The sequence below is a fragment of the Streptomyces colwelliae genome (assembly GCF_048158785.1).
Taxonomy (GTDB): domain Bacteria; phylum Actinomycetota; class Actinomycetes; order Streptomycetales; family Streptomycetaceae; genus Streptomyces.
Window position 1 is genome coordinate 1 of the sequence record NZ_JBLTJC010000179.1, and the last position, 20,394, is coordinate 20,394.

Annotated in this window: 15 protein-coding genes and 1 pseudogene; 10 read left to right on the forward strand and 6 right to left on the reverse strand. The window is 70.5% G+C overall.

The genetic code is table 11. The features are described from left to right. Positions 1–380 precede the first annotated feature (380 nt). A complete protein-coding gene (groES, locus tag ACNFOC_RS31090; protein WP_019066754.1) occupies positions 381–689 on the forward strand; it encodes a co-chaperone GroES in 309 nt (102 codons plus the stop codon). Positions 690–808: 119 nt separating this feature from the next. Further along, positions 809–2,434 carry a chaperonin GroEL gene (gene groL / locus ACNFOC_RS31095; RefSeq protein WP_416962378.1) on the forward strand — a complete coding sequence of 542 codons (1,626 nt, stop codon included), beginning with the start codon at positions 809–811 and terminating at the stop codon, positions 2,432–2,434. A gap of 122 nt (positions 2,435–2,556) precedes the next feature. Here groL and ACNFOC_RS31100 read toward each other — a convergent pair whose 3' ends face one another. Both ACNFOC_RS31100 and ACNFOC_RS31105 read right to left on the reverse strand, forming a co-directional pair. Further along, positions 2,557–3,330 carry an SDR family NAD(P)-dependent oxidoreductase gene (locus ACNFOC_RS31100; RefSeq protein WP_416962379.1) on the reverse strand — a complete coding sequence of 258 codons (774 nt, stop codon included), beginning with the start codon at positions 3,328–3,330 and terminating at the stop codon, positions 2,557–2,559. A gap of 108 nt (positions 3,331–3,438) precedes the next feature. Then, on the reverse strand, positions 3,439–4,107 hold the full coding sequence (locus ACNFOC_RS31105; RefSeq protein WP_416962380.1) for an MOSC domain-containing protein: 669 nt from the start codon (positions 4,105–4,107) through the stop codon (positions 3,439–3,441). An 80-nt stretch (positions 4,108–4,187) separates the two neighbouring features. On the opposite strand from ACNFOC_RS31105, the gene ACNFOC_RS31110 reads away from it, so the two are divergent. Beyond that, a complete protein-coding gene (locus tag ACNFOC_RS31110; RefSeq protein ID WP_416962381.1) occupies positions 4,188–5,087 on the forward strand; it encodes a LysR family transcriptional regulator in 900 nt (299 codons plus the stop codon). 76 nt (positions 5,088–5,163) lie between these two features. Here ACNFOC_RS31110 and ACNFOC_RS31115 read toward each other — a convergent pair whose 3' ends face one another. Next, a complete protein-coding gene (locus ACNFOC_RS31115) occupies positions 5,164–5,493 on the reverse strand; it encodes a WhiB family transcriptional regulator (protein ID WP_381248918.1) in 330 nt (109 codons plus the stop codon). A gap of 381 nt (positions 5,494–5,874) precedes the next feature. On the opposite strand from ACNFOC_RS31115, the gene ACNFOC_RS31120 reads away from it, so the two are divergent. The 4 genes from ACNFOC_RS31120 to ACNFOC_RS31135 all read left to right on the forward strand — a co-directional run bounded on the left by ACNFOC_RS31120 (position 5,875) and on the right by ACNFOC_RS31135 (position 10,299). Then, a complete protein-coding gene (locus tag ACNFOC_RS31120; RefSeq protein WP_003948568.1) occupies positions 5,875–6,486 on the forward strand; it encodes a response regulator transcription factor in 612 nt (203 codons plus the stop codon). 266 nt (positions 6,487–6,752) lie between these two features. Next, positions 6,753–7,340, forward strand: a complete 588-nt coding sequence (locus ACNFOC_RS31125) for a sigma-70 family RNA polymerase sigma factor (protein ID WP_019055585.1) — start codon at positions 6,753–6,755, stop codon at positions 7,338–7,340. 222 nt (positions 7,341–7,562) lie between these two features. After that, a complete protein-coding gene (guaB, locus tag ACNFOC_RS31130) occupies positions 7,563–9,068 on the forward strand; it encodes an IMP dehydrogenase (protein WP_416962385.1) in 1,506 nt (501 codons plus the stop codon). Between the two features lie 106 nt (positions 9,069–9,174). After that, the gene (locus ACNFOC_RS31135; RefSeq protein WP_384155048.1) at positions 9,175–10,299 is read left to right on the forward strand and encodes a GuaB3 family IMP dehydrogenase-related protein; all 1,125 of its coding nucleotides are present in this window, start codon (positions 9,175–9,177) and stop codon (positions 10,297–10,299) included. A 578-nt stretch (positions 10,300–10,877) separates the two neighbouring features. On the opposite strand, the gene ACNFOC_RS31140 is transcribed toward ACNFOC_RS31135, so the two are convergent. Both ACNFOC_RS31140 and ACNFOC_RS31145 read right to left on the reverse strand, forming a co-directional pair. Further along, on the reverse strand, positions 10,878–11,441 hold the full coding sequence (locus ACNFOC_RS31140) for a hypothetical protein (protein WP_416962386.1): 564 nt from the start codon (positions 11,439–11,441) through the stop codon (positions 10,878–10,880). A gap of 136 nt (positions 11,442–11,577) precedes the next feature. Then, entirely contained in the window at positions 11,578–12,786 is a 1,209-nt protein-coding gene (locus ACNFOC_RS31145) for a nucleotide sugar dehydrogenase (RefSeq protein WP_416962388.1), read from the reverse strand. Positions 12,787–13,075: 289 nt separating this feature from the next. On the opposite strand from ACNFOC_RS31145, the gene ACNFOC_RS31150 reads away from it, so the two are divergent. Beyond that, complete coding sequence (locus ACNFOC_RS31150; protein WP_416962389.1) at positions 13,076–14,782, forward strand: glycerol-3-phosphate dehydrogenase/oxidase; 1,707 nt, start codon at positions 13,076–13,078, stop codon at positions 14,780–14,782. 150 nt (positions 14,783–14,932) lie between these two features. Here the strand turns inward: ACNFOC_RS31150 and ACNFOC_RS31155 are convergent, their stop codons facing one another. Further along, entirely contained in the window at positions 14,933–16,039 is a 1,107-nt protein-coding gene (locus ACNFOC_RS31155; protein ID WP_416962390.1) for a serine hydrolase domain-containing protein, read from the reverse strand. A gap of 170 nt (positions 16,040–16,209) precedes the next feature. Between ACNFOC_RS31155 and ACNFOC_RS31160 the strand changes: the two genes are divergently transcribed. Together ACNFOC_RS31160 and ACNFOC_RS31165 are read left to right on the forward strand one after the other, a co-directional pair. Beyond that, positions 16,210–18,708 carry a serine/threonine-protein kinase gene (locus ACNFOC_RS31160; protein WP_416962391.1) on the forward strand — a complete coding sequence of 833 codons (2,499 nt, stop codon included), beginning with the start codon at positions 16,210–16,212 and terminating at the stop codon, positions 18,706–18,708. Between the two features lie 134 nt (positions 18,709–18,842). Then, positions 18,843–20,294, forward strand: a pseudogene (locus ACNFOC_RS31165) (protein kinase); the annotation flags it as partial. Positions 20,295–20,394: the final 100 nt, after the last annotated feature.

Here is a 20,394-nt window from a genome sequence, read left to right on the forward strand (position 1 = left end):
GTGTCGGCTCGGGTGGGCGAGGGGGCGTACCCCTTCGGCGCAGGTCGGTATTCAGCACAGGCCAGCACAATCAGCCCGTCCGGCGTCTGAGGACGAGGCCGAAGGCCGACAGGGGGGTTTGGGGGCGCAGTCCCCAAGACGGCAACACCAGCACAGGCCCGCCACACAGCTCAGGGCGACGTCGAAATTCGGCTCAAGCGCCGCGGGCATTGGCACTCCGCTTGACCGAGTGCTAATCGCAGTCATAGTCTCAGGTCTGGCACTCCCCCCTGGAGAGTGCCAATAGCGACGGGCAGGTCCGGCACCCGCGACGACGGATCCACCTGGTCGCCACCTCAGACAGTTAACCCCGTGAGATCTCCGAAGGGGGAGGTCGGATCGTGACGACCACCAGCTCCAAGGTTGCCATCAAGCCGCTTGAGGACCGCATTGTGGTCCAGCCGCTCGACGCCGAGCAGACCACGGCCTCTGGCCTGGTCATCCCGGACACGGCCAAGGAGAAGCCCCAGGAGGGCGTCGTCCTGGCCGTGGGCCCGGGCCGCTTCGAGAACGGCGAGCGTCTTCCGCTCGACGTGAAGACCGGCGACATCGTGCTGTACAGCAAGTACGGCGGCACCGAAGTGAAGTACAGCGGCGAGGAGTACCTCGTCCTCTCGGCCCGCGACGTGCTCGCGATCATCGAGAAGTAATTCGCTTCACGCATATTCAGTATGTGAGCTACGCCCCTGGCCCCCGCGACCTTATGAAGCCGGGCGTCAGGGGCGTAGTTCGTTTCACCCACGTTTTCCGAGAGGGCTGAACCGCTCCCATGGCGAAGATCCTGAAGTTCGACGAGGACGCCCGTCGCGCCCTCGAGCGCGGCGTCAACAAGCTTGCCGACACGGTCAAGGTGACGATCGGCCCCAAGGGCCGCAACGTCGTCATCGACAAGAAGTTCGGCGCCCCCACCATCACCAACGACGGCGTCACCATCGCCCGCGAGGTCGAGCTCGACGACCCGTACGAGAACCTCGGTGCCCAGCTGGTGAAGGAGGTGGCGACCAAGACCAACGACATCGCGGGTGACGGCACCACCACCGCCACCGTGCTCGCCCAGGCGCTCGTCCGCGAGGGCCTGCGCAACGTCGCCGCGGGTGCCTCCCCGGCCGCCCTGAAGAAGGGCATCGACGCCGCCGTCAAGGCCGTGTCCGAGGAGCTCCTCGCGACCGCCCGTCCGATCGACGACAAGGCCGACATCGCCGCCGTGGCCGGTCTGTCCGCGCAGGACAGCCAGGTCGGCGAGCTCATCGCCGAGGCGATGGACAAGGTCGGCAAGGACGGTGTCATTACCGTCGAGGAGTCCAACACCTTCGGTCTGGAGCTGGACTTCACCGAGGGCATGGCCTTCGACAAGGGCTACCTGTCGCCGTACTTCGTGACGGACCAGGAGCGCATGGAAGCGGTCCTCGAGGACCCGTACATCCTCATCCACCAGGGCAAGATCAGCTCCATCCAGGATCTGCTGCCGCTGCTGGAGAAGGTCATCCAGGCCAACGCCTCCAAGCCGCTGCTGATCATCGCCGAGGACGTCGAGGGCGAGGCCCTGTCGACCCTGGTCGTGAACAAGATCCGCGGCACGTTCAACGCGGTCGCGGTCAAGGCCCCCGGCTTCGGTGACCGCCGCAAGGCGATGCTCGGCGACCTCGCCACCCTCACCGGCGGTCAGGTCATCGCCGAGGAGGTCGGCCTCAAGCTCGACCAGGTCGGCCTGGACGTGCTGGGCTCCGCCCGCCGCGTGACGGTCACCAAGGACGACACGACCGTCGTCGACGGTGCCGGCGACTCCTCCGAGGTCGCGGGCCGCGTCAACCAGATCAAGGCCGAGATCGAGAACACCGACTCCGACTGGGACCGCGAGAAGCTCCAGGAGCGCCTCGCGAAGCTGGCCGGCGGCGTGTGCGTGATCAAGGTCGGCGCCGCCACCGAGGTGGAGCTCAAGGAGAAGAAGCACCGTCTGGAGGACGCCATCTCCGCGACCCGCGCCGCGGTCGAGGAGGGCATCGTCTCCGGTGGTGGCTCCGCTCTGGTGCACGCCGCCAAGGTCCTCGAGGGCAACCTCGACAAGACCGGCGACGAGGCCACCGGTGTCGCCGTCGTGCGCCGCGCGGTCGTCGAGCCGCTGCGCTGGATCGCCGAGAACGCCGGTCTTGAGGGCTACGTCATCACCGCCAAGGTCGCCGACCTGGAGCCCGGCCAGGGCTTCAACGCCGCGACCGGCGAGTACGGCGACCTGGTCAAGGCCGGCGTCATCGACCCGGTCAAGGTCACCCGCTCCGCCCTGGAGAACGCCGCCTCCATCGCCTCCCTGCTCCTCACGACCGAGACCCTGGTCGTCGAGAAGAAGGAAGAGGAGGAGCCGGCCGCCGCTGGTCACAGCCACGGCCACTCCCACTGACGCGAGTCGGTGAACCCGTAGTACGTGTACGTCGAAGGCCCGGCGCCCCTCAGGGGGAGCCGGGCCTTCGCGTTCCACCGAAACCTTCGTCACCGAGCCCGCCCCCACCGGGGCGGCTGCCGTCACTGCGGCCCGTACTTCCGCCCGGTCTTCGAGGTGACCCCGCCCAGCACCGCCTGCGGAGTGATCTTCACCAGGCCCATCAGCGCCTTGTAGCGCGGGTCCGGGATCGACAGCGTCTTGCCGCGCGCCAGATCCGCGAGCGCCGCCGCGACCAGCTTGTCCGCGTCGAGCCACATCCAGTTCGGGATGTTGTCGGTGCCCATCCCGGCCCGCTCGTGGAACTCGGTCCGCACGAATCCGGGCGCCAGCGCCATCAGCCGTACGCCCGTACCGGCCAGGTCCTTGGCCGCGCCCTGCGTGAACTGCACGACCCACGCCTTCGACGCGCCGTACGTCCCGCGCGGTACGAAGGCCGCCACCGACGCCACGTTGACCACCCCGCCGCGCCCGCGCTCACGCATCGCCTCGGTCGCCGCGCTGGTCAGCCGCAGCACCGCCTCGCAGTGCACCTTGAGCATCTTCAGCTCGTCGGCCATGGACACGTCGAGGTAGCGGCCCTTGTTGCCGAAGCCCGCGTTGTTGACCAGCAGGTCGACGGGGTTCTTGCGGTCGGCGAGGCGGGCGGCGACCGTGTCGATGCCCTTGTCCGTGGCCAGGTCGGCGGTGAGCACCTCCGCCTCGATGCCGTGCCGGTCGTGCAGTTCGGTCGCCTGCTCCCCGAGCCGCTGGGTGTTCCGCGCCACCAGCACGAGGTTGTGTCCGTCCGCCGCGAGCCGCCGCGCGAACGCGGCACCGATCCCCGCGGTCGATCCCGTAATCAATGCCGTTGTCATGGCGCAAGATTAGTGACCCGGAGCGAGCCGGTCCGATCTCTGCACAGGCCCTCCCGATCCGTGACGAACACGTGTCGAACAGCGTGTCGAACGGGCCGTGACGGCGGGTCAGCCCGGGTGCTCCGCGACATATTTCCGGGCCTGCGCGAGGGACTCCGGATGCAACGCCTCGCCCGCCGGGAGCAGCCGCGGCAGCAGTTCCCGCTCGGTCGTCACGGCACGGAACTGCAGGGCCACCGTCACGTCGTGGCCGGGCCGGTGGACGATCTCGATCGCATCGCCCGCCCGGATCTCACCGGGCTCGATCACCCGTAGATAGGCCCCCGGCGCACCCTTCACGGTGAACCGTTTCACCCACTCACGCTCGCCCAGATGGTCCTGGAAGGTACGGCACGGGATCCGCCCGCACGTGACCTCCAGGACCACCTCGGGACCGATCCGCCAGCGCTCGCCGATCCGCGCGCCGGACACGTCGAGCCCCAGTGTCGTCAGGTTCTCCCCGAAGGAGCCGCTGGCCAGCGGGCGCCCCAACTCCCGCTCCCAGTCGTCGAGATCCTCGCGCGCGACCGCGTACACCGCCTGGTCGTCGCCCCCGTGGTGCCGCCGGTGGCACACCGCGTCCCCGGCCAGCCCGCTCCCGGCGACGCCCTTCGGCCCGGGCGCGCTCACCCGCACCGGCGCGTCGGTCGGCCGCTTGTCGATGCCGGTCACCCCGTCAGGCTGCTCCGTGTACGGCACGGCCGTGGCCCGGCCCAGATTCAGCGAGAGAAGCTTCATGACGGCACGGTAGACGAGACCATCCCAAAGGGGCGTCACATTATTCGCCACTGCCCCCAAGGGGCCCTTATGCTCGCCGCATGATCGAGGCCCGACATCTCCGTGTGCTGCGCGCCGTCGCCGCCACCGGCTCCTTCTCGGCGGCCGGGCGTGAACTGGGCTGCACCCAGCCCGCCGTCAGCCAGCAGATGAAGGCCCTGGAGAGCTCGGTCGGCACCCCGCTGCTGATCCGCACCGGCCGCGAGATGCGCCTGACCCAGGCGGGCGAGGCCCTCGTCCGGCACGGCGCCGGCATCCTCGCCGGTCTGACGGCGGCCGAGGAGGAGGTCGCCGCGATCGCGGGCCTGCGCGCCGGCCGGGTCCGCCTGGTCTCCTTCCCCAGCGGCAGCTCGACGCTCGTCCCCACCGCACTGGCCGCCCTGCGCGCCGCCCACCCCGGCACCCGCGTCTCCCTGGAGGAGGCCGAGCCGCCGAACTCCGTCGAGCTCCTCCGCGAGGGCGACTGCGACGTGGCACTCGCCTTCCGCTACGAGACGGCAGCGGGCGCGGAGGACTGGTCCGACCTGGTCGTACGCCCCCTGCTCAGCGACCGCCTGGTCGCCCTGGTCCCGGAAAGACACCGGCACGCGCGCGCGGAGTCGGTCGCCATCGGCGAACTCGCCGACGAACCCTGGATCGCCGGCTGCCCGCGCTGCCGGGGCCAGTTGGTCGAGGTCTGCGAGAGGGCCGGTTTCACTCCGCGCATCGACTTCGCGACCGACGACTATCCGGCGGTCGTCGGCCTGGTGAGCGCGGGCCTGGGCGTCGCCGTCCTGCCCCAGCTCGCCATCGAGTCCGTACGGCCCAGGGGCGCGCGGACGGTGACGCTGGAACCGGCGGTGCGGCGGGAGATCGTCGCGCTGACGCTGCCGGACCTGGCGCAAGTGCCGGCGGTGGCGGCGACGCTGGACCGGCTGGAGCGGGCGGCCCGCGAAAAGTAGGGGGCACGCGTGTGCGTGCCCCTGTTGGAGAACCTGTTGGAGAGCTTGTTGGAGAGCTTGTTGGAGAAACGTTCCTTCAGTTGTTCGAAACGGTGTCCCCGCCGGCCGCCGAGGCCGACACGAGCCGGTTGCGGGCCCGTCCCATCAGTTCTTCGCGCTCGTCCTCGGTCAGGCCGCCCCAGACGCCGTACGGCTCGCGCACCGCCAGCGCGTGCGCCGCGCACTGTGCGCGGACCGGGCACCTCATGCAGACCTCTTTGGCCGAGTTCTCACGAGCGCTTCGTGCCGCACCGCGCTCGCCCTCGGGATGAAAGAAGAGCGAGCTGTCGACCCCTCGGCAGGCAGCCAGGAGCTGCCAGTCCCACAGGTCCGCGTTCGGTCCGGGAAGGCGGGAGAAATCTGCCATTGCGTGACCCCTTGTAGCCGTTATGGGCGGATACGGTGTCCACGACCGTACAACTACGATCTAAGGAGATGAAAATATGACTCATTGCGAATCTAGCCTCAGACACCAGCAAAAGGGAAGAAATAGGGCTGAATGGGGCACCGGTTGTGATGAAAGCTTGTGGGTCGGCCGCGCACGCCTCCACCGTGTCCGCACCCTCACGTAGAGTGCCGAAGATGGCACGCGGCCCCGTAACTCTTTCGAGTGACCGTCGTTGAGAGTGCGAGGCGGTTGAAAACAACAAGTGCTCGGGCAGGCGTCCGAGACGATCGACCGCACAGGTGACGATTTCGTACCAGCCTGGAGGCTCAAGGTGACGCGCATCAGTTGCGGAGGGCGGCCATGACATCCGTCCTCGTCTGTGACGACTCCCCGCTTGCCCGAGAGGCGCTCCGCCGCGCGGTCGCGACCGTGCCCGGTGTCGAGCGCGTGACGACGGCGGCCAACGGCGAGGAAGTCCTCCGCCGCTGGGGTGCCGACCGCTCGGACCTCATCCTGATGGACGTCCGCATGCCCGGACTCGGCGGTGTCGAGACCGTGCGGCGGCTGCTGTCCGCCGACCCGGGCGCACGCATCATCATGCTCACCGTCGCCGAAGACCTGGACGGCGTGGCCCTCGCGGTCGCGGCCGGCGCCCGCGGCTATCTGCACAAGGACGCCTCGCGCGCCGAACTGCGGGCCACGGTCACCCAGGCCCTCGCCGACCCGACCTGGCGACTGGCCCCGCGCCGCCTGCGGTCCGCCGAGATGGGCGCCGCACCGACGCTCACCGCGCGCGAGATCCAGGTCCTGGAGGGCATGAGCCACGGCCGCTCGAACGCGGAGATCGGCCGAGAGCTGTTCCTCTCCGAGGACACGGTCAAAACGCACGCGCGGCGCCTCTTCAAGAAACTCGGCGCCTCCGACCGGGCACACGCCGTGGCGCTCGGTTTCCGGTGGGGTCTGGTCCGTTAGGACCAGGTCAGTGGGTCGTAGCGGGGATACGAGAATCCCCGCCCGCCACCGGGTGGGCGGGGACGGTGAAGGGACCTGCCGGGTACCCGCTGCTCGTTTCGCCGCGGATGCCGCATCCTTGAGGTGTGGAGTTCCTCGGGGACGAGTCGGTCAAGCGGGAGGGGAGGGCGCAGGAGATGAGTTCCGGCGCACCTGCTCATAACGCTTCGGTGCACAACAACGGACGCGGTGCCACGGACCCTTCGGCCACAAGGCACCATGGACCGATGCGTGACGACGAGGCGGCCAGTGCCCCAGGGGCGATTGGTGGACTCGTCCTTCGCGCGGTCGACGGAGACGAGCAGGCCACCCACGATCTGCTCGCCCACGTCCACCCACTGGCGTTGCGCTACTGCCGTACCCGGCTGTCCCGACTCCCGGGCGACGCACGGCACTTCGTGGAGGACCTCGCCCAGGAGGTCTGCGTTGCCGTCCTCCTCGCACTGCCGCGCTACAAGGACACCGGCCGTCCCTTCGAGGCCTTCGTCTTCGCCATCGCCGCCCACAAGGTCGCCGACCTCCAGCGGGCCGCGATGCGCCACCCCGGTTCCACGGCCGTCCCCTCCGACGAGATGCCGGAGCGCCCGGACGACTCCCTCGGCCCCGAAGAGCGCGCCCTGCTCAGCAGCGACGCCGAATGGGCCAAGAAACTCCTGGCCAACCTGCCGGAGAACCAGCGCGAGCTGCTCCTTCTCCGCATCGCCGTAGGGCTGACGGCGGAGGAGACCGGTCAGATGTTGGGAATGTCACCCGGCGCGGTCCGGGTCGCCCAGCACCGGGCACTGAGCCGACTGCGGGCACTGGCCGAGCAGTAGGGCACGGCTCTCCGGAGCGGCCAACAACGCCTTCGGTGACGGCTGGTGGCGCCTTGCGCGCGCCTGGAGTGACAGCGCCTTCCTTGAACAGTCGGCCGACCGATCACGTACGAACATACGAAGCCAGGAGTCGGTCACCGCCGTGGAATCGTGGAATTCGCGACCCCTGCTTCCCGTTAGCATGGACATCCGCACCGATCAAGGCCATTTGGGGAAGGTGTCATGACTGCCAACGTCGACGGAGTGCCCGCCAAATTCGCGACACTAGGGCTGACCTACGACGACGTGCTGCTGCTGCCGGGCGCGTCAGACGTGCTCCCGAACGCGGTCGACACCTCGTCCCGCATCTCGCGCAACGTCCGGGTCAACATCCCGCTGCTCTCCGCGGCGATGGACAAGGTGACCGAGTCCCGGATGGCGATCGCGATGGCCCGCCAGGGCGGTGTCGGCGTCCTGCACCGCAACCTGTCCGTCGAGGACCAGGTCAACCAGGTCGACCTCGTGAAGCGCTCCGAGTCCGGCATGGTCACCGACCCGATCACCGTGCACCCGGACGCCACGCTCGCCGAGGCCGACGCGCTGTGCGCCAAGTTCCGCATCAGCGGCGTCCCGGTGACCGACGGCAACAAGAAGCTGCTCGGCATCGTCACCAACCGCGACATGGCCTTCGAGACCGACCGCTCCCGTCAGGTGCGCGAGGTCATGACCCCGATGCCCCTGGTCACCGGCAACGTCGGCATCACCGGCGCCGACGCCATGCAGCTGCTGCGCCGCCACAAGATCGAGAAGCTGCCCCTCGTCGACGAGGCAGGCATCCTCAAGGGCCTCATCACGGTCAAGGACTTCGTCAAGGCCGAGCAGTACCCGAACGCCGCCAAGGACGCCGAGGGCCGCCTCATCGTCGGCGCCGCCGTGGGCGCCAGCCCCGAGGCGCTCGAGCGCGCCCAGGGTCTCGCCGAGGCCGGTGTGGACTTCCTGGTCGTCGACACCTCGCACGGCCACAACAGCAACGCCCTCAACTGGATGGCGAAGATCAAGTCGAGCGTGAACGTCGACGTGATCGGCGGCAACGTCGCCACCCGCGACGGCGCCCAGGCCCTGGTCGACGCGGGTGTCGACGGCATCAAGGTCGGCGTCGGCCCCGGCTCGATCTGTACGACCCGTGTCGTCGCCGGCATCGGCGTCCCGCAGGTCACCGCGATCTACGAAGCGTCCCTCGCCGCCCGCGCGGCCGGCGTCCCGCTCATCGGTGACGGCGGACTCCAGTACTCCGGCGACATCGGCAAGGCGCTCGCCGCCGGCGCCGACGCGGTGATGCTGGGCAGCCTGCTCGCGGGCTGCGAGGAGTCACCGGGCGAGTTGCAGTTCATCAACGGCAAGCAGTTCAAGTCGTACCGCGGCATGGGCTCGCTCGGCGCGATGCAGTCCCGCGGTCAGGGTCGGTCGTACTCGAAGGACCGCTACTTCCAGGCCGAGGTCGCCTCCGACGACAAGCTCGTGCCCGAGGGCATCGAGGGCCAGGTGCCCTACCGCGGCCCGCTGGCCAACGTGCTGCACCAGCTCGTCGGCGGTCTGCGCCAGACCATGGGCTATGTGGGCGCGGCCACCATCGAGGAGATGGACACCAAGGGCCGCTTCGTCCGGATCACGTCGGCGGGCCTCAAGGAGAGCCACCCGCACGACATCCAGATGACGGTCGAGGCACCGAACTACAGCCGCAGCAAGTAGTCGGCAGGCTTCCTCAAGGGCGGCTCCGGACACACCGGGGCCGCCCTTGTCGTACCCGTCGGCGATACTGGAAGACGCTGAGACGCAAGAAGGAAAGGCCACACACGTGACTGAGATCGAGATCGGGCGCGGCAAGCGCGGCCGCCGGGCGTACGCCTTCGACGACATCGCCGTCGTCCCCAGCCGCCGTACGCGGGACCCGAAGGAGGTCTCGATCGCCTGGCAGATCGACGCCTACCGCTTCGAACTGCCCTTCCTGGCCGCCCCCATGGACTCGGTCGTCTCCCCGGCCACCGCGATCCGCATCGGCGAGCTCGGCGGCCTCGGCGTGCTGAACCTCGAAGGCCTCTGGACGCGGTACGAGGACCCGCAGCCGCTGCTCGACGAGATCACCGGGCTGGACGTGGACGCCGCGACCCGCCGCCTCCAGGAGATCTACGCCGCTCCCATCAAGGAGGAGCTGATCGGGCAGCGCATCAAGGAGGTACGCGACTCGGGCGTGGTCACCGCGGCCGCACTCTCCCCGCAGCGCACGGCCCAGTTCTCCAAGGCCGTCGTCGACGCGGGCGTGGACATCTTCGTCATCCGCGGTACGACGGTCTCGGCGGAGCACGTGTCGGGTTCGCACGAGCCGCTGAACCTGAAGCAGTTCATCTACGAGCTGGACGTCCCGGTGATCGTCGGCGGCTGCGCCACGTACACCGCGGCCCTGCACCTGATGCGCACCGGCGCGGCGGGCGTGCTCGTCGGCTTCGGCGGCGGCGCCGCGCACACCACGCGCAACGTGCTGGGCATCCAGGTCCCGATGGCCACGGCGGTCGCCGACGTCGCCGCCGCCCGCCGCGACTACATGGACGAGTCCGGCGGCCGGTACGTGCACGTCATCGCCGACGGCGGTGTCGGCTGGTCCGGCGACCTCCCCAAGGCGATCGCCTGCGGCGCGGACGCGGTCATGATGGGCTCCCCGCTCGCCCGCGCGACGGACGCGCCGGGCAAGGGTCACCACTGGGGCATGGAAGCGGTCAACGAGGAACTCCCGCGTGGCAAGAAGGTCGACCTCGGCACGGTCGGCACGATCGAGGAGATCCTCACCGGCCCGTCCCACATCCCCGACGGCTCGATGAACATCTTCGGGGCGCTGCGGCGCGCGATGGCGACGACCGGGTACAGCGAGCTGAAGGAGTTCCAGCGGGTCGAGGTCACGGTGGCCGACTCACAGCACAAGCGGTAGGCGGTAGGCGGTTCTACGACGCTTCGAAGGGCCCGGGCCTGGGTGGTCCGGGCCCTTTCGTGTGCCCAAGTGGGGCTGGTGGGGCGCGTGTTGGGACCAGGGGGGCGCACGGTTGCGTTCGGGGTGATTGTGAGCCGTTTGGCCGTGTCGGGCGGCTAGTGTCCTTGATCGGCGGCCCTGTTCTTTTGGGTCGCCCCCTTCCAGGGACATGGTTCCGGACCCGGGCTCTCGGGGCCCGGCCCGAGTTCCGACGAGCCGCCTACCGGGCCAATGGGTGGCGTCGCGGAAGGGGGCGCACCCATGGGTCGTCACCGCAAGCCCACCCGATGGGACCGAACTTGGCTTCGGCTGGTGAAGTTCCGGAGGAGGTGCATCTTGTGGATCTATGGAGGAAAGTGAGCGGCCACCCCTATAAGGACTAGGGGTGGACACTCCGTTCACTTTTCAGGAGCCCGCCGCAGCGCCCGCTGCGGCGGGCTCCACCTGTTTCTTACGGTACCGGCGCCGCGAGTCGCACGCCACCAGCCCCCGACGCACACCCCACCTCATGCGCCCCCTGCACACCCCGCGCGCCGGGGTCAGAGCGCCGCCTTCTTGGTGCCGGAGAACGCGGCGAACGCGGCGATGGCGAAGAAGACGAAGGTGAGCGGGTCGGCGTCGGCCTTCCAGGCTTCCTGGACCACGTCGAAGTGGTCGAAGAACACCTTGCTGAAGTTCACGCCGAGTTCGTCCGCGCCGATCATCGCCTCGCCGATCAGCTGGCCGAGGTAGACCGCGCCCAGGGCCAGAACGGCGCTGAACGCGGGGAGCACGGGGTTGCGCCCGCCGAGCCTGCCCGCCGCGAGGCCGATGACGAAGCCGACGCCGACCGCCGCCCAGCCGATCTCGTGCTTGGTGGTGCCGATGACGACGCCATAGATACCGGCGGCGACCAGGGCCGCGGCGACGGCGGTCAGCAGGCCGAGCACCATGGTGTTCCGCTGGGGAGCGGGCGGGGCGTACGGAGCCGAGGGCGGCGGCGGTACGGCGCCGGGCTGCTGGGCGTACGGGTTGCCGTCGACCGGCTGCGGCTGCGCAGGTGCCTGCGCCTCGGGCTGCGGCTGTGGCTGTGGCTGCTGTGGTGGCGTGGCTGACTGGCTCATGACAGAAATCCCCCCACGGGATACGAAGACAGGAAAGGTGAAGCAGAGATGCGCGCGCACGGATATGCGACAACTGTGCGACGAGTGTGGGGAGATTAGCAGGTCGACGTGACCCTGTGACCAGTCGTTTTCGTGCTCAGAGCCGGTGTGCCGCGCCCGTCGGTGTCGCCCCCCGCGTGTCCAGCAGCAACTGCGCCTTCACGGACAGGCCTTGGAGGTCGTACGTCCGGTGCTGCTGGAGCAGGATCGTCAGGTCGGCGTCGGCCGCCGCCTCGTAGAGGGAGTCCGCGCGGGGGACCGGGCGGTCCAGGACGCTCCACGACGGGATGTGCGGGTCGTGGTAGCTGACGGAGGCGCCGAGTTCCATCAGGCGGATCGCGATCTCCTGGGCGGGGGTGCCCTGTTGGTCGGCGAGGTCGGCCTTGTAGGTGACGCCGAGCAGCAACACCCGTGCTCCGCGCGCGGACTTGCCGTGCTCGTTGAGGAGCGTGGCGGCGCGCTGGGTGACGTAGCGGGGCATCTGGTTGTTGACCTGCTGGGCGAGTTCGACCATGCGGAGAGGGCGGGGGCCGTGTCCTGTCAGGTCCTGGGGGACCGCGTGGCCGCCGACGCCGGGGCCGGGGCGGAAGGCCTGGTAGCCGAACGGCTTGGTCTCCGCGCAGCGGATGACGTCCCACAGGTCGACGCCCAAGTCGTGGCACAGGACGGCCATTTCGTTGACGAGGGCGATGTTGACGTGCCGGAAGTTGGTCTCCAGGAGCTGCACGGTTTCCGCTTCGCGCAGGCCACGCGCGCGTACCACCTTGTCGGTGAGACGGCCGTAGAAGGCGGCGGCCGACTCGGTGCAGGCGGGGGTGAGGCCGCCGATCACCTTGGGGGTGTTGGCCGGGGTGAAGTCGCGGTTGCCGGGGTCGATGCGGCTGGGGGAGTACGCGAGGTGGAAGTCGCGGCCCGCGCGGAGGCCCGAGCCCTCTTCGAGGAGCGGGCGCAGGAAGTTCTCGGTGGTGCCGGGGTGCACCGGTGACTCCAGGATCACCGTGGTGTGCGGGCGCAGGTGGGCCGCGAGGGTGCGGGCGGCCGTCTCCACCTGGCTGAGGTCGAGGCCGCCGTCCGCGTCCCGGGGGGTCGGCGCGCAGATCACGGCGGTGCGTACGCGGCCGAGCTCGGCGGGGTTGGTGGCCGGCCGGAAGCCCCCCGAGAGCATCCGGCGCAGTTCGGCGGGGCTGAGGGAGCCGGCCTCGGGGCCGGTCTTGAAGCCGGCCGTGGCGATACCGGCGGCGACAGCGGCCTGGGCCAGGGGCAGGCCGAGAGGACCGAGTCCGATGACGGCGAGATCTGCGGGCATGGCGTGGGCCGTCCTTCCCAATAACCGAAGCGGGACAGATAACCGAAGCGGGACAGGTGCGCAAGCCCTGTGGACAGAACGAGCGAGCGCAATGTCAGACTAGGAGTAAATATGACCGTTATGCGGGATTGGACGGCTGTGTTTTTCGGCAGTCCTGTGATTGTTGTCCACAGGCTGGGGGCGAGTGGTGGCTGAAGTCGGGCAACCCGGTCAGAATTTGGGCAGGAGGGATACGAACCGGGCTTCGCCGAACGGGTGCGGCCGGCGCTACCGATAGCGGGAGGCAGCGGTGAGGACAGCGACACTGGGTCCGGCGCAGCGAGCCGAGGCACTGGCGGGAATGGCCGAGCGCGAACTGGATGTGCTCGTGGTGGGCGGAGGTGTGGTCGGCGCGGGCACCGCCCTGGACGCCGTGACCCGCGGCCTGTCCACGGGGCTGGTCGAGGCGCGCGACTGGGCGTCCGGCACGTCGAGCAGGTCCAGCAAGCTCATCCACGGAGGTCTGCGCTATCTGGAGATGCTCGACTTCGCCCTCGTCCGCGAGGCCCTCAAGGAACGCGGACTGCTGCTGGAGCGCCTGGCCCCGCACTTGGTGAAGCCCGTGGCGTTCCTGTATCCGCTCCAGCACAAGGGCTGGGAGCGCCTCTACGCCGGCTCGGGCGTCGCGCTCTACGACGCGATGTCCATGGCCCGCGCGCATGGCCGGGGTCTGCCCACGCACCGCCACCTGAGCCGCGGTCATGCCCTGCGCGTGGCGCCCGCGTTGAAGAAGGACGCCCTGGTCGGCGCCCTTCAGTACTACGACGCGCAGATGGACGACGCCCGCTATGTGGCCACCCTGGTGCGCACGGCCTCGTCGTACGGCGCGAAAGTGGCCAACCGCGCGCGGGTGACCGGCTTCCTGCGCGAGGGCGAGCGCGTGGTCGGCGCCCGGGTGCAGGACGTCGAGGCGGGCGGGGAGTACGAGATCCGCGCCAAGCAGATCGTGAACGCCACGGGCGTGTGGACCGACGACACCCAGGCGATGGTCGGGGAGCGCGGCCAGTTCCACGTGCGGGCCTCCAAGGGCATCCACCTCGTCGTCCCCAAGGACCGCATCAACTCCACCAGCGGGCTGATCCTGCGCACCGAGAAGTCCGTGCTGTTCGTCATCCCGTGGGGCCGGCACTGGATCGTCGGGACCACCGACACCGACTGGGACCTCGACAAGGCCCACCCGGCCGCGTCCAGCGCCGACATCGACTACCTGCTGGAGCACGTGAACTCGGTGCTCGCGGTGCCGCTGACCAGAGACGACGTCCAGGGTGTGTACGCGGGACTACGGCCCCTGCTCGCCGGTGAGTCCGACGCCACCAGCAAGCTGTCGCGCGAGCACACCGTCGCGCATCCGGTGCCGGGGCTCGTCGTCGTGGCGGGCGGCAAGTACACGACGTACCGGGTGATGGCCAAGGACGCCGTGGACGAGGCGGTGCACGGGCTCGACATGCGAGTCGCCGAGTGCGTCACCGAGGACGTGCCGCTGCTCGGCGCGGAGGGGTACCGGGCGCTGTGGAACGCGCGGGCGCGGATCGCCTCCAAGACCGGCATCCATGTGGTGCGGGTCGAGCACCTGCTGAACCGTTTCGGGTCGATGGCCGAGGAGGTCCTCGACCTCATCGCCAAGGACCCCGCGCTCGGCGAACCCCTCCAGTTCGCCGACGACTATCTGCGCGCCGAGGTCGTCTACGCCGCCTCGCACGAGGGCGCGCGGCATCTCGACGACGTCCTCACCCGCCGCACCCGCATCTCGATCGAGACCTTCGACCGGGGCACGCGCAGCGCCCGTGAGGCGGCCGAGTTGATGGCACCGGTGCTCGGCTGGGACAAGGACCAGATCGAGCGCGAGGTCGAGCACTACGAGAAGCGGGTGGAGGCCGAGCGGGAGTCGCAACGCCAGCCGGACGACCTCACGGCGGACGCGGCGCGGTTGGGGGCGCCGGACATCGCGCCGCTGTAGCGCCGCCGGGTGCGGTCGGCCCAGCCCGGCGGCCCAGCCCAGCCCAGCCCGGCCCGGCCCGGCTCAGCCCAGCCCGGCTCAGCCCGGCCCGGGTCGGCTTCACTCGAACGAGTGTCGCGAACTGGGATCTTTGTCCGGAACCCGGCCGTTCTACGAGGTGCGGGGGCAGAACTCGGCGGCGAGCAGGGCCGGTTCGAGGCCGGGGTCTGCGATCCCGCTCGTGTTCACACGGAAGGTGAGGACATGACGGCCGTCGACGGTGGCTGCGGTGCGCACGTAGCTGCCCGAGATCCGGCCGTTGTGCCCCCACACCGTGATGCCGCACGGGAGCGTCACCGGGAACAGCCCCATGCCGTACGAGCCGTGTGCGGTACGGGTGTCGAGCATCTCGCGCAGCCAGTGCGGGGGCAGTAGTCCGCCGCCGAGCAGGGCCGAGTAGAAGCGGTCCAGGTCGGTGAGCGTGGTCACCAGCTCGCCCGCGGCGCCGGCCACCCGCGGGTCGAGATCGGTGACGTCGGAGCCGTCGGTCGCGTAGGCGCGGCCGTGCGGCGAGGGAAGTGTGGTGCGGGAGCCCGGGAAGGAGGTGCCCGTCAGACGCAGCGGAGCGATGATGCGGCGCTCGGCCTCGGTGGCGTACGAGTCGCCGGTGACCTGCTCGATGACCATGCCGAGCAGCACGTAGTTGGTGTTCGAGTAGGAGAAGCGGCCTCGATCGGCCGGAGGGTGGGTGACTGCTATACGGACGGCCTCAGTTGGGGAGACGGGGACCGTGCCGCCAGTGACCGCGGTGAAGTCGTACAGGCCGCTGGTGTGGGTGAGCAGGGAACGGAGGGTCAGCGCGCGCCCGTCGTTGCCCGCTCCGTGTACCAGACCGGGCAGGTGCTGCTCCACCGTGTCGGACAGGGACAGCCGGTGTTCGGCGGCGAGTTGGAGGACCACGGTCGCGATGAAGGTCTTCGTGATGCTGCCGGCGCGGAAGTGGTCGGCGCGGCTGATGCCTGTTCCGGCTTGTGCGTAGTCCGTCGTGCCGAGTGCGTAGTCCGTCGCGGCCCGCGCGAGGTCCGTCCCGGTCGGCTCGTTGCCGAAGCCCGTGCTGTCGTGGGCCAGTAGCGCCGCGGCGGGGGCTCCGCCTCGGGCGACCAGCAGTCTGACCAGGGCGTTCGTGCTCGGTGCCGGGTGGGCCTGGGAGGCGGCCGTGGACAGGCAGAGGAAGGCCAGGGACACCGGAATGGCCAGCAGTGTCCGAGGAGTGGGCATCGTGATCCTCCGTTCTCACCGGTCATCCTGCCCGCCTTGGCTGTGTGACCTGCGTCGGATGTCCGGCCGGATGTGCCTTCGGTGCGCGCGGAGAGGCCCCCTGGGCGTTGGGCACTTGTTCGGTGGGGGACAATGGAGGCTCTGTCAGGGCGGGTTGCATGAGGGGACGCATGTCGGAGGCGGAGCGGGCGGGGACATCCCGTCAGGACAAGAGCGAACGTCTCCTCGCCGGGCGGTACCGGTTGGGAGCAGTGCTCGGCCGCGGAGGCATGGGCACGGTGTGGCGTGCCGAGGACGAAACCCTGGGCCGGACGGTCGCCGTGAAGGAGTTGCGGTTCCCGTCCAGCATCGACGAGGACGAGAAACGCCGGCTGATCACGCGGACGTTGCGCGAGGCCAAGGCCATCGCGCGGATCCGCAACACCAGCGCGGTGACGGTCTACGACGTCGTCGACGAGGACGACCGGCCGTGGATCGTCATGGAGTTGGTCGAGGGCAAGTCGCTCGCCGAGGCCATCCGGGAGGACGGCCTGCTGAAGCCGCGGCGCGCGGCCGAGGTCGGGCTCGCGATACTCGACGTCCTGCGGTCCGCGCACCGCGAGGGCATCCTGCACCGCGACGTGAAGCCGTCGAACGTGCTGATCGCCGAGGACGGCCGGGTCGTGCTCACCGACTTCGGTATCGCGCAGGTCGAGGGCGACCCGTCGATCACCTCCACCGGCATGCTCGTCGGGGCGCCCTCCTACATCTCCCCGGAGCGGGCTCGCGGGCACAAGCCGGGTCCGGCGGCCGACCTCTGGTCGCTCGGCGGGTTGCTGTACGCGGCGGTCGAGGGCGCACCGCCGTACGACAAGGGCTCCGCGATCGCCACGCTCACCGCGGTGATGACCGAGCCGCTGGAGGAGCCGAAGAACGCCGGGCCGTTGAAGGACGTCATCTACGGCCTGCTGAACAAGGACCCGGCCCAGCGTCTCGACGACGCGGGTGCCCGGGCGATGCTCAACGCGGTGATCCACGCGCCCGAGCCGAAGGCGGCCGAGCCGGTGCCGGCGGCGGACGCGACGAGGGTGGTGCCGTTGCCTCCGCAGCCGGGGCCTTCGGAGTCCGGCGGCAAGAAGAGCGGTGGCGGCAGCGGGAGTTCGGGTCCTTCGGCGGGGGCCGAGCGGTTGCGTGGGGCGTTGCGTTCCATGCGGAAGGCCGCAGGCGGTTCGGCGGCGGCCGGGGCGGCCACTTCGGCGGCTGCGGGTTCCGCTACGACTCCGGGTGCGGCTGAGGCCGCGGGTTCGGGTTCCGGGGCGGCTTCAACTCCCGTCGCCGGTAAGCCGGGTGGCTCGGGTGTGGGTGCCGGGGCCGCCGGCGGTGCCGGTGCTCCGGGCAAGAGTGGCTCCGGTGCTGTCGGCTCCGGAGGTGCGAAGGGCGGGGCTGCCGACGGGAGTTCAGGGCCTGCGGCCGGCGGGAGTTCAGGGCCTGCGGCCGGCGGGCCCCGGACGCCCGGGGTGCCTTCGGCCCGGTCGGGGGGCGCTTCTGGTTCGGCGACCCGTTCCGGGACGTCGACCGGTGAGGGAGCCGCGGCCGGCGCAGGAGCTCCGGCCGGCGCCGGAACTGCGGCCGGTTCAGGAGCTGTTGCCGGTTCGGGCGCTGCCGGCGGCCCTGCGGCGAAGGCCGGTGCGTCGGACTCGGGGACGCGTGACTCGGGTGCACGTGACGCGGGTACGCGTGACCTGGGTGCGCAGTCGTCGGGTCTGCGGGAGTCGGGACTGCGGGACTCCGGTACCCGGGACCTGGGCGCCGCTACGCACGAGGTGGGTGCGCGGGGGGCCAACTCGGGTTCGGGCGGGCGGAGTTCCGGGTGGCCCGTGATGACGCCGCCGGATCTGCCGCCGCGGCCGGTGCCGAGGGCGCCGCTCACCGATGTGGTGCCGAAGCGGACGCTGGTGATCATCGCGATCGTCATCTTGCTCGCGGTGGTCGGTGTCGTGCTGGCGTTCACGCTCGGTGGCGATGACGACGACTCCAAGGGGTCGAAGCACACCAGCGGCGCCAAGGCGGACAGCAGTGTCAGCGCGAGCGCGAGTGCGAGCACCGGCACCAAGAAGGACGACGGCGACACCGGGAGCACGGGCGGTGCGCAGACCGACTCCACGGCGACGGCACCGGCCGCGGGGAGTACGGCGAGTTCGGGTACGAGCGCGTCCGGCGGGACCGGTGGCGCGGCGGACGGCTCGTCGGGCGGCGCCGCGGTCGTGAAGACGTACAAGGGGAGCCAGGGGTTCTCGATCGGGCTGCCCGCCGGGTGGTCGTACCAGTCGACCGACTCCGCGGGGGTCCGGCTGACCGGGCCCGACGGGCAGAAGCTGCTGATCGCCTGGACCAGTACGCCGAAGGGTGACCCGGTGGCGGACTGGAAGAACCAGGAGCGGTACATGACGCGCTCCGGGTACACGCGGATCCGAATAGCGGAGGTGGACTACCGGAGCTGGAACACGGCCGACTGGGAGTTCACCTATGAGGACGGCGGGACGAAGTACCGCACCATCGACCGCGGGTTCGTCGTCAACAGTCATCTCGGATATGCGCTCATGTACACCGCGAAAGCCGCCAATTGGGGTACTGAGCTCCGTAAGGACACCTGGACAACCCTGACGAAGACGTTCGAACCGAAGTCGTGAGGCGGGTGGGTCCGGGTTTGGCGCGCCAGATCCGTCAACCCCTCTTTGCGGGTTGCCTCCGGCACGTATCGTGAGTGGTTGTGGACCGTACGCATCCAGGTATGTAGGCGGAACGGGGCGCAAGGCGAACGGAATTGACCAACCGGGCGGCCGGGGGAGGCAACGTGGACGACTATGCGGGTCGGGTGCTCGCCGACCGCTACCGCCTGCCGCTGCCGCCCTCCGACGAGTACGAACTCACCGAGACCCGGGCCTTCGACACCTACAGCGGGCAGGAAGTCCTGGTACGCCAGGTGCCGTTGCCCGAGGTCGTCGAGGCGGAGGTGCTCGGCGAGGACGGGCTGCCCGACGGGTTCACGGCGCGCGACCGAGGGGCCAGGCGGCCGACCGCGGCGCGGACCGCCACGCGGCGGCCCTCCGATCCGGCGGTACGGCGCGCGGTCGAGGCCGCGCAGGCCGCGGCGCGGATCCCCGACCATCCCCGGCTGGACCAGGTCTTCGACGTGTTCGCCGAGGGCGGTTCGCTGTGGATAGTGAGCGAACTGGTGTCCGCCCAGCCGTTGTCCGCGCTGCTCGTCGAGAAGCCGCTGTCGCCGTACCGGGCGGCCGAGGTCGCCTCCGACGTGCTGATGGCGTTGCGGGTCCTGCACGCGCACGGCTGGGTCCACCGGAACATCACCGCCCGCACGGTGCTCGTCTGCGACGACGGCCGCGTGATGCTGACCGGCCTCGCGGTCGGCGCGGCGGAGGAGGCACTGTGCGGCTACGACCCGGTGCCGGTCCAGGACGGCGAGGACGAACGCGGGGGGCAAGGACAGCACGGTGGCGGACCGGGTCCGGGTCCGGGACCTGGCGCCGGGCCAGCGGTACCCGCGAGTCTCAGAGCGCACGGCGGCTCTGTGCCGCGCGCGGGTTCCACGGCTCCCGGCGGTTCTGCGCCGCGTGCGGGTTCCACGGCCCCGGGCGGCTCCATCGCTCCCGCGGGCTCGACGGCTCCGGCCGGTTCCATGTCACGTGGCGGCTCTACGGTCCCTGCGGTCCCCGGTGACTCCCGTGGCGGCGGCACCGGTGGTGGCGGGGCGATCGGCTTCGGCGGCGCGGGTGGCGGACCCGGCACCGGCGCAGTCACCCCTGCCGTAGGTCCCGGTGGTGTGGACCCCGAGGCCGCTCGGCGGGCCGCGATCGAGGCGCGGGCCGCCGGAGGGCTGCCCGGAGTCGGTGCGGAGGGCGGTGGTGGGAGCGGGGCTTCCGCCACGCTGGCCCGCAGGGAGGCGGAGGCCGTCAGTGACGTCCGGGCCGCGCGGGCCGGGGCGATCGCCGCGTACCGCGCGGGCGCGCGAGCCGCTGCCCGGGTGCAGGAGACCCAGCCGGGGCGTCCGGCACTGCCCGGTGCCCGGCCCCCGGCCGAGGACGAGCGCGGCGCCGCACAGGCCAACGGTTCGGCCCAACTGCCGTACTCCGGCGGCAAGGGCGTGGAGCACACGACCGGCACCACACCCCCGGGCCAGATAGCTGACCCCTACGGCGTCCGCAACACCGCCTGGCACGGCGCCGCGCCCCCCGGGCACCGCGCTCCGCCAGCACCACGGCCGTCGTCAGTCCGATGACGCCCCCGCCGACCACGATCACATCGCCGTTCACACCGGTCTCCATGCGCGGACGGTAGCGGAATACGCCATGCCGTGC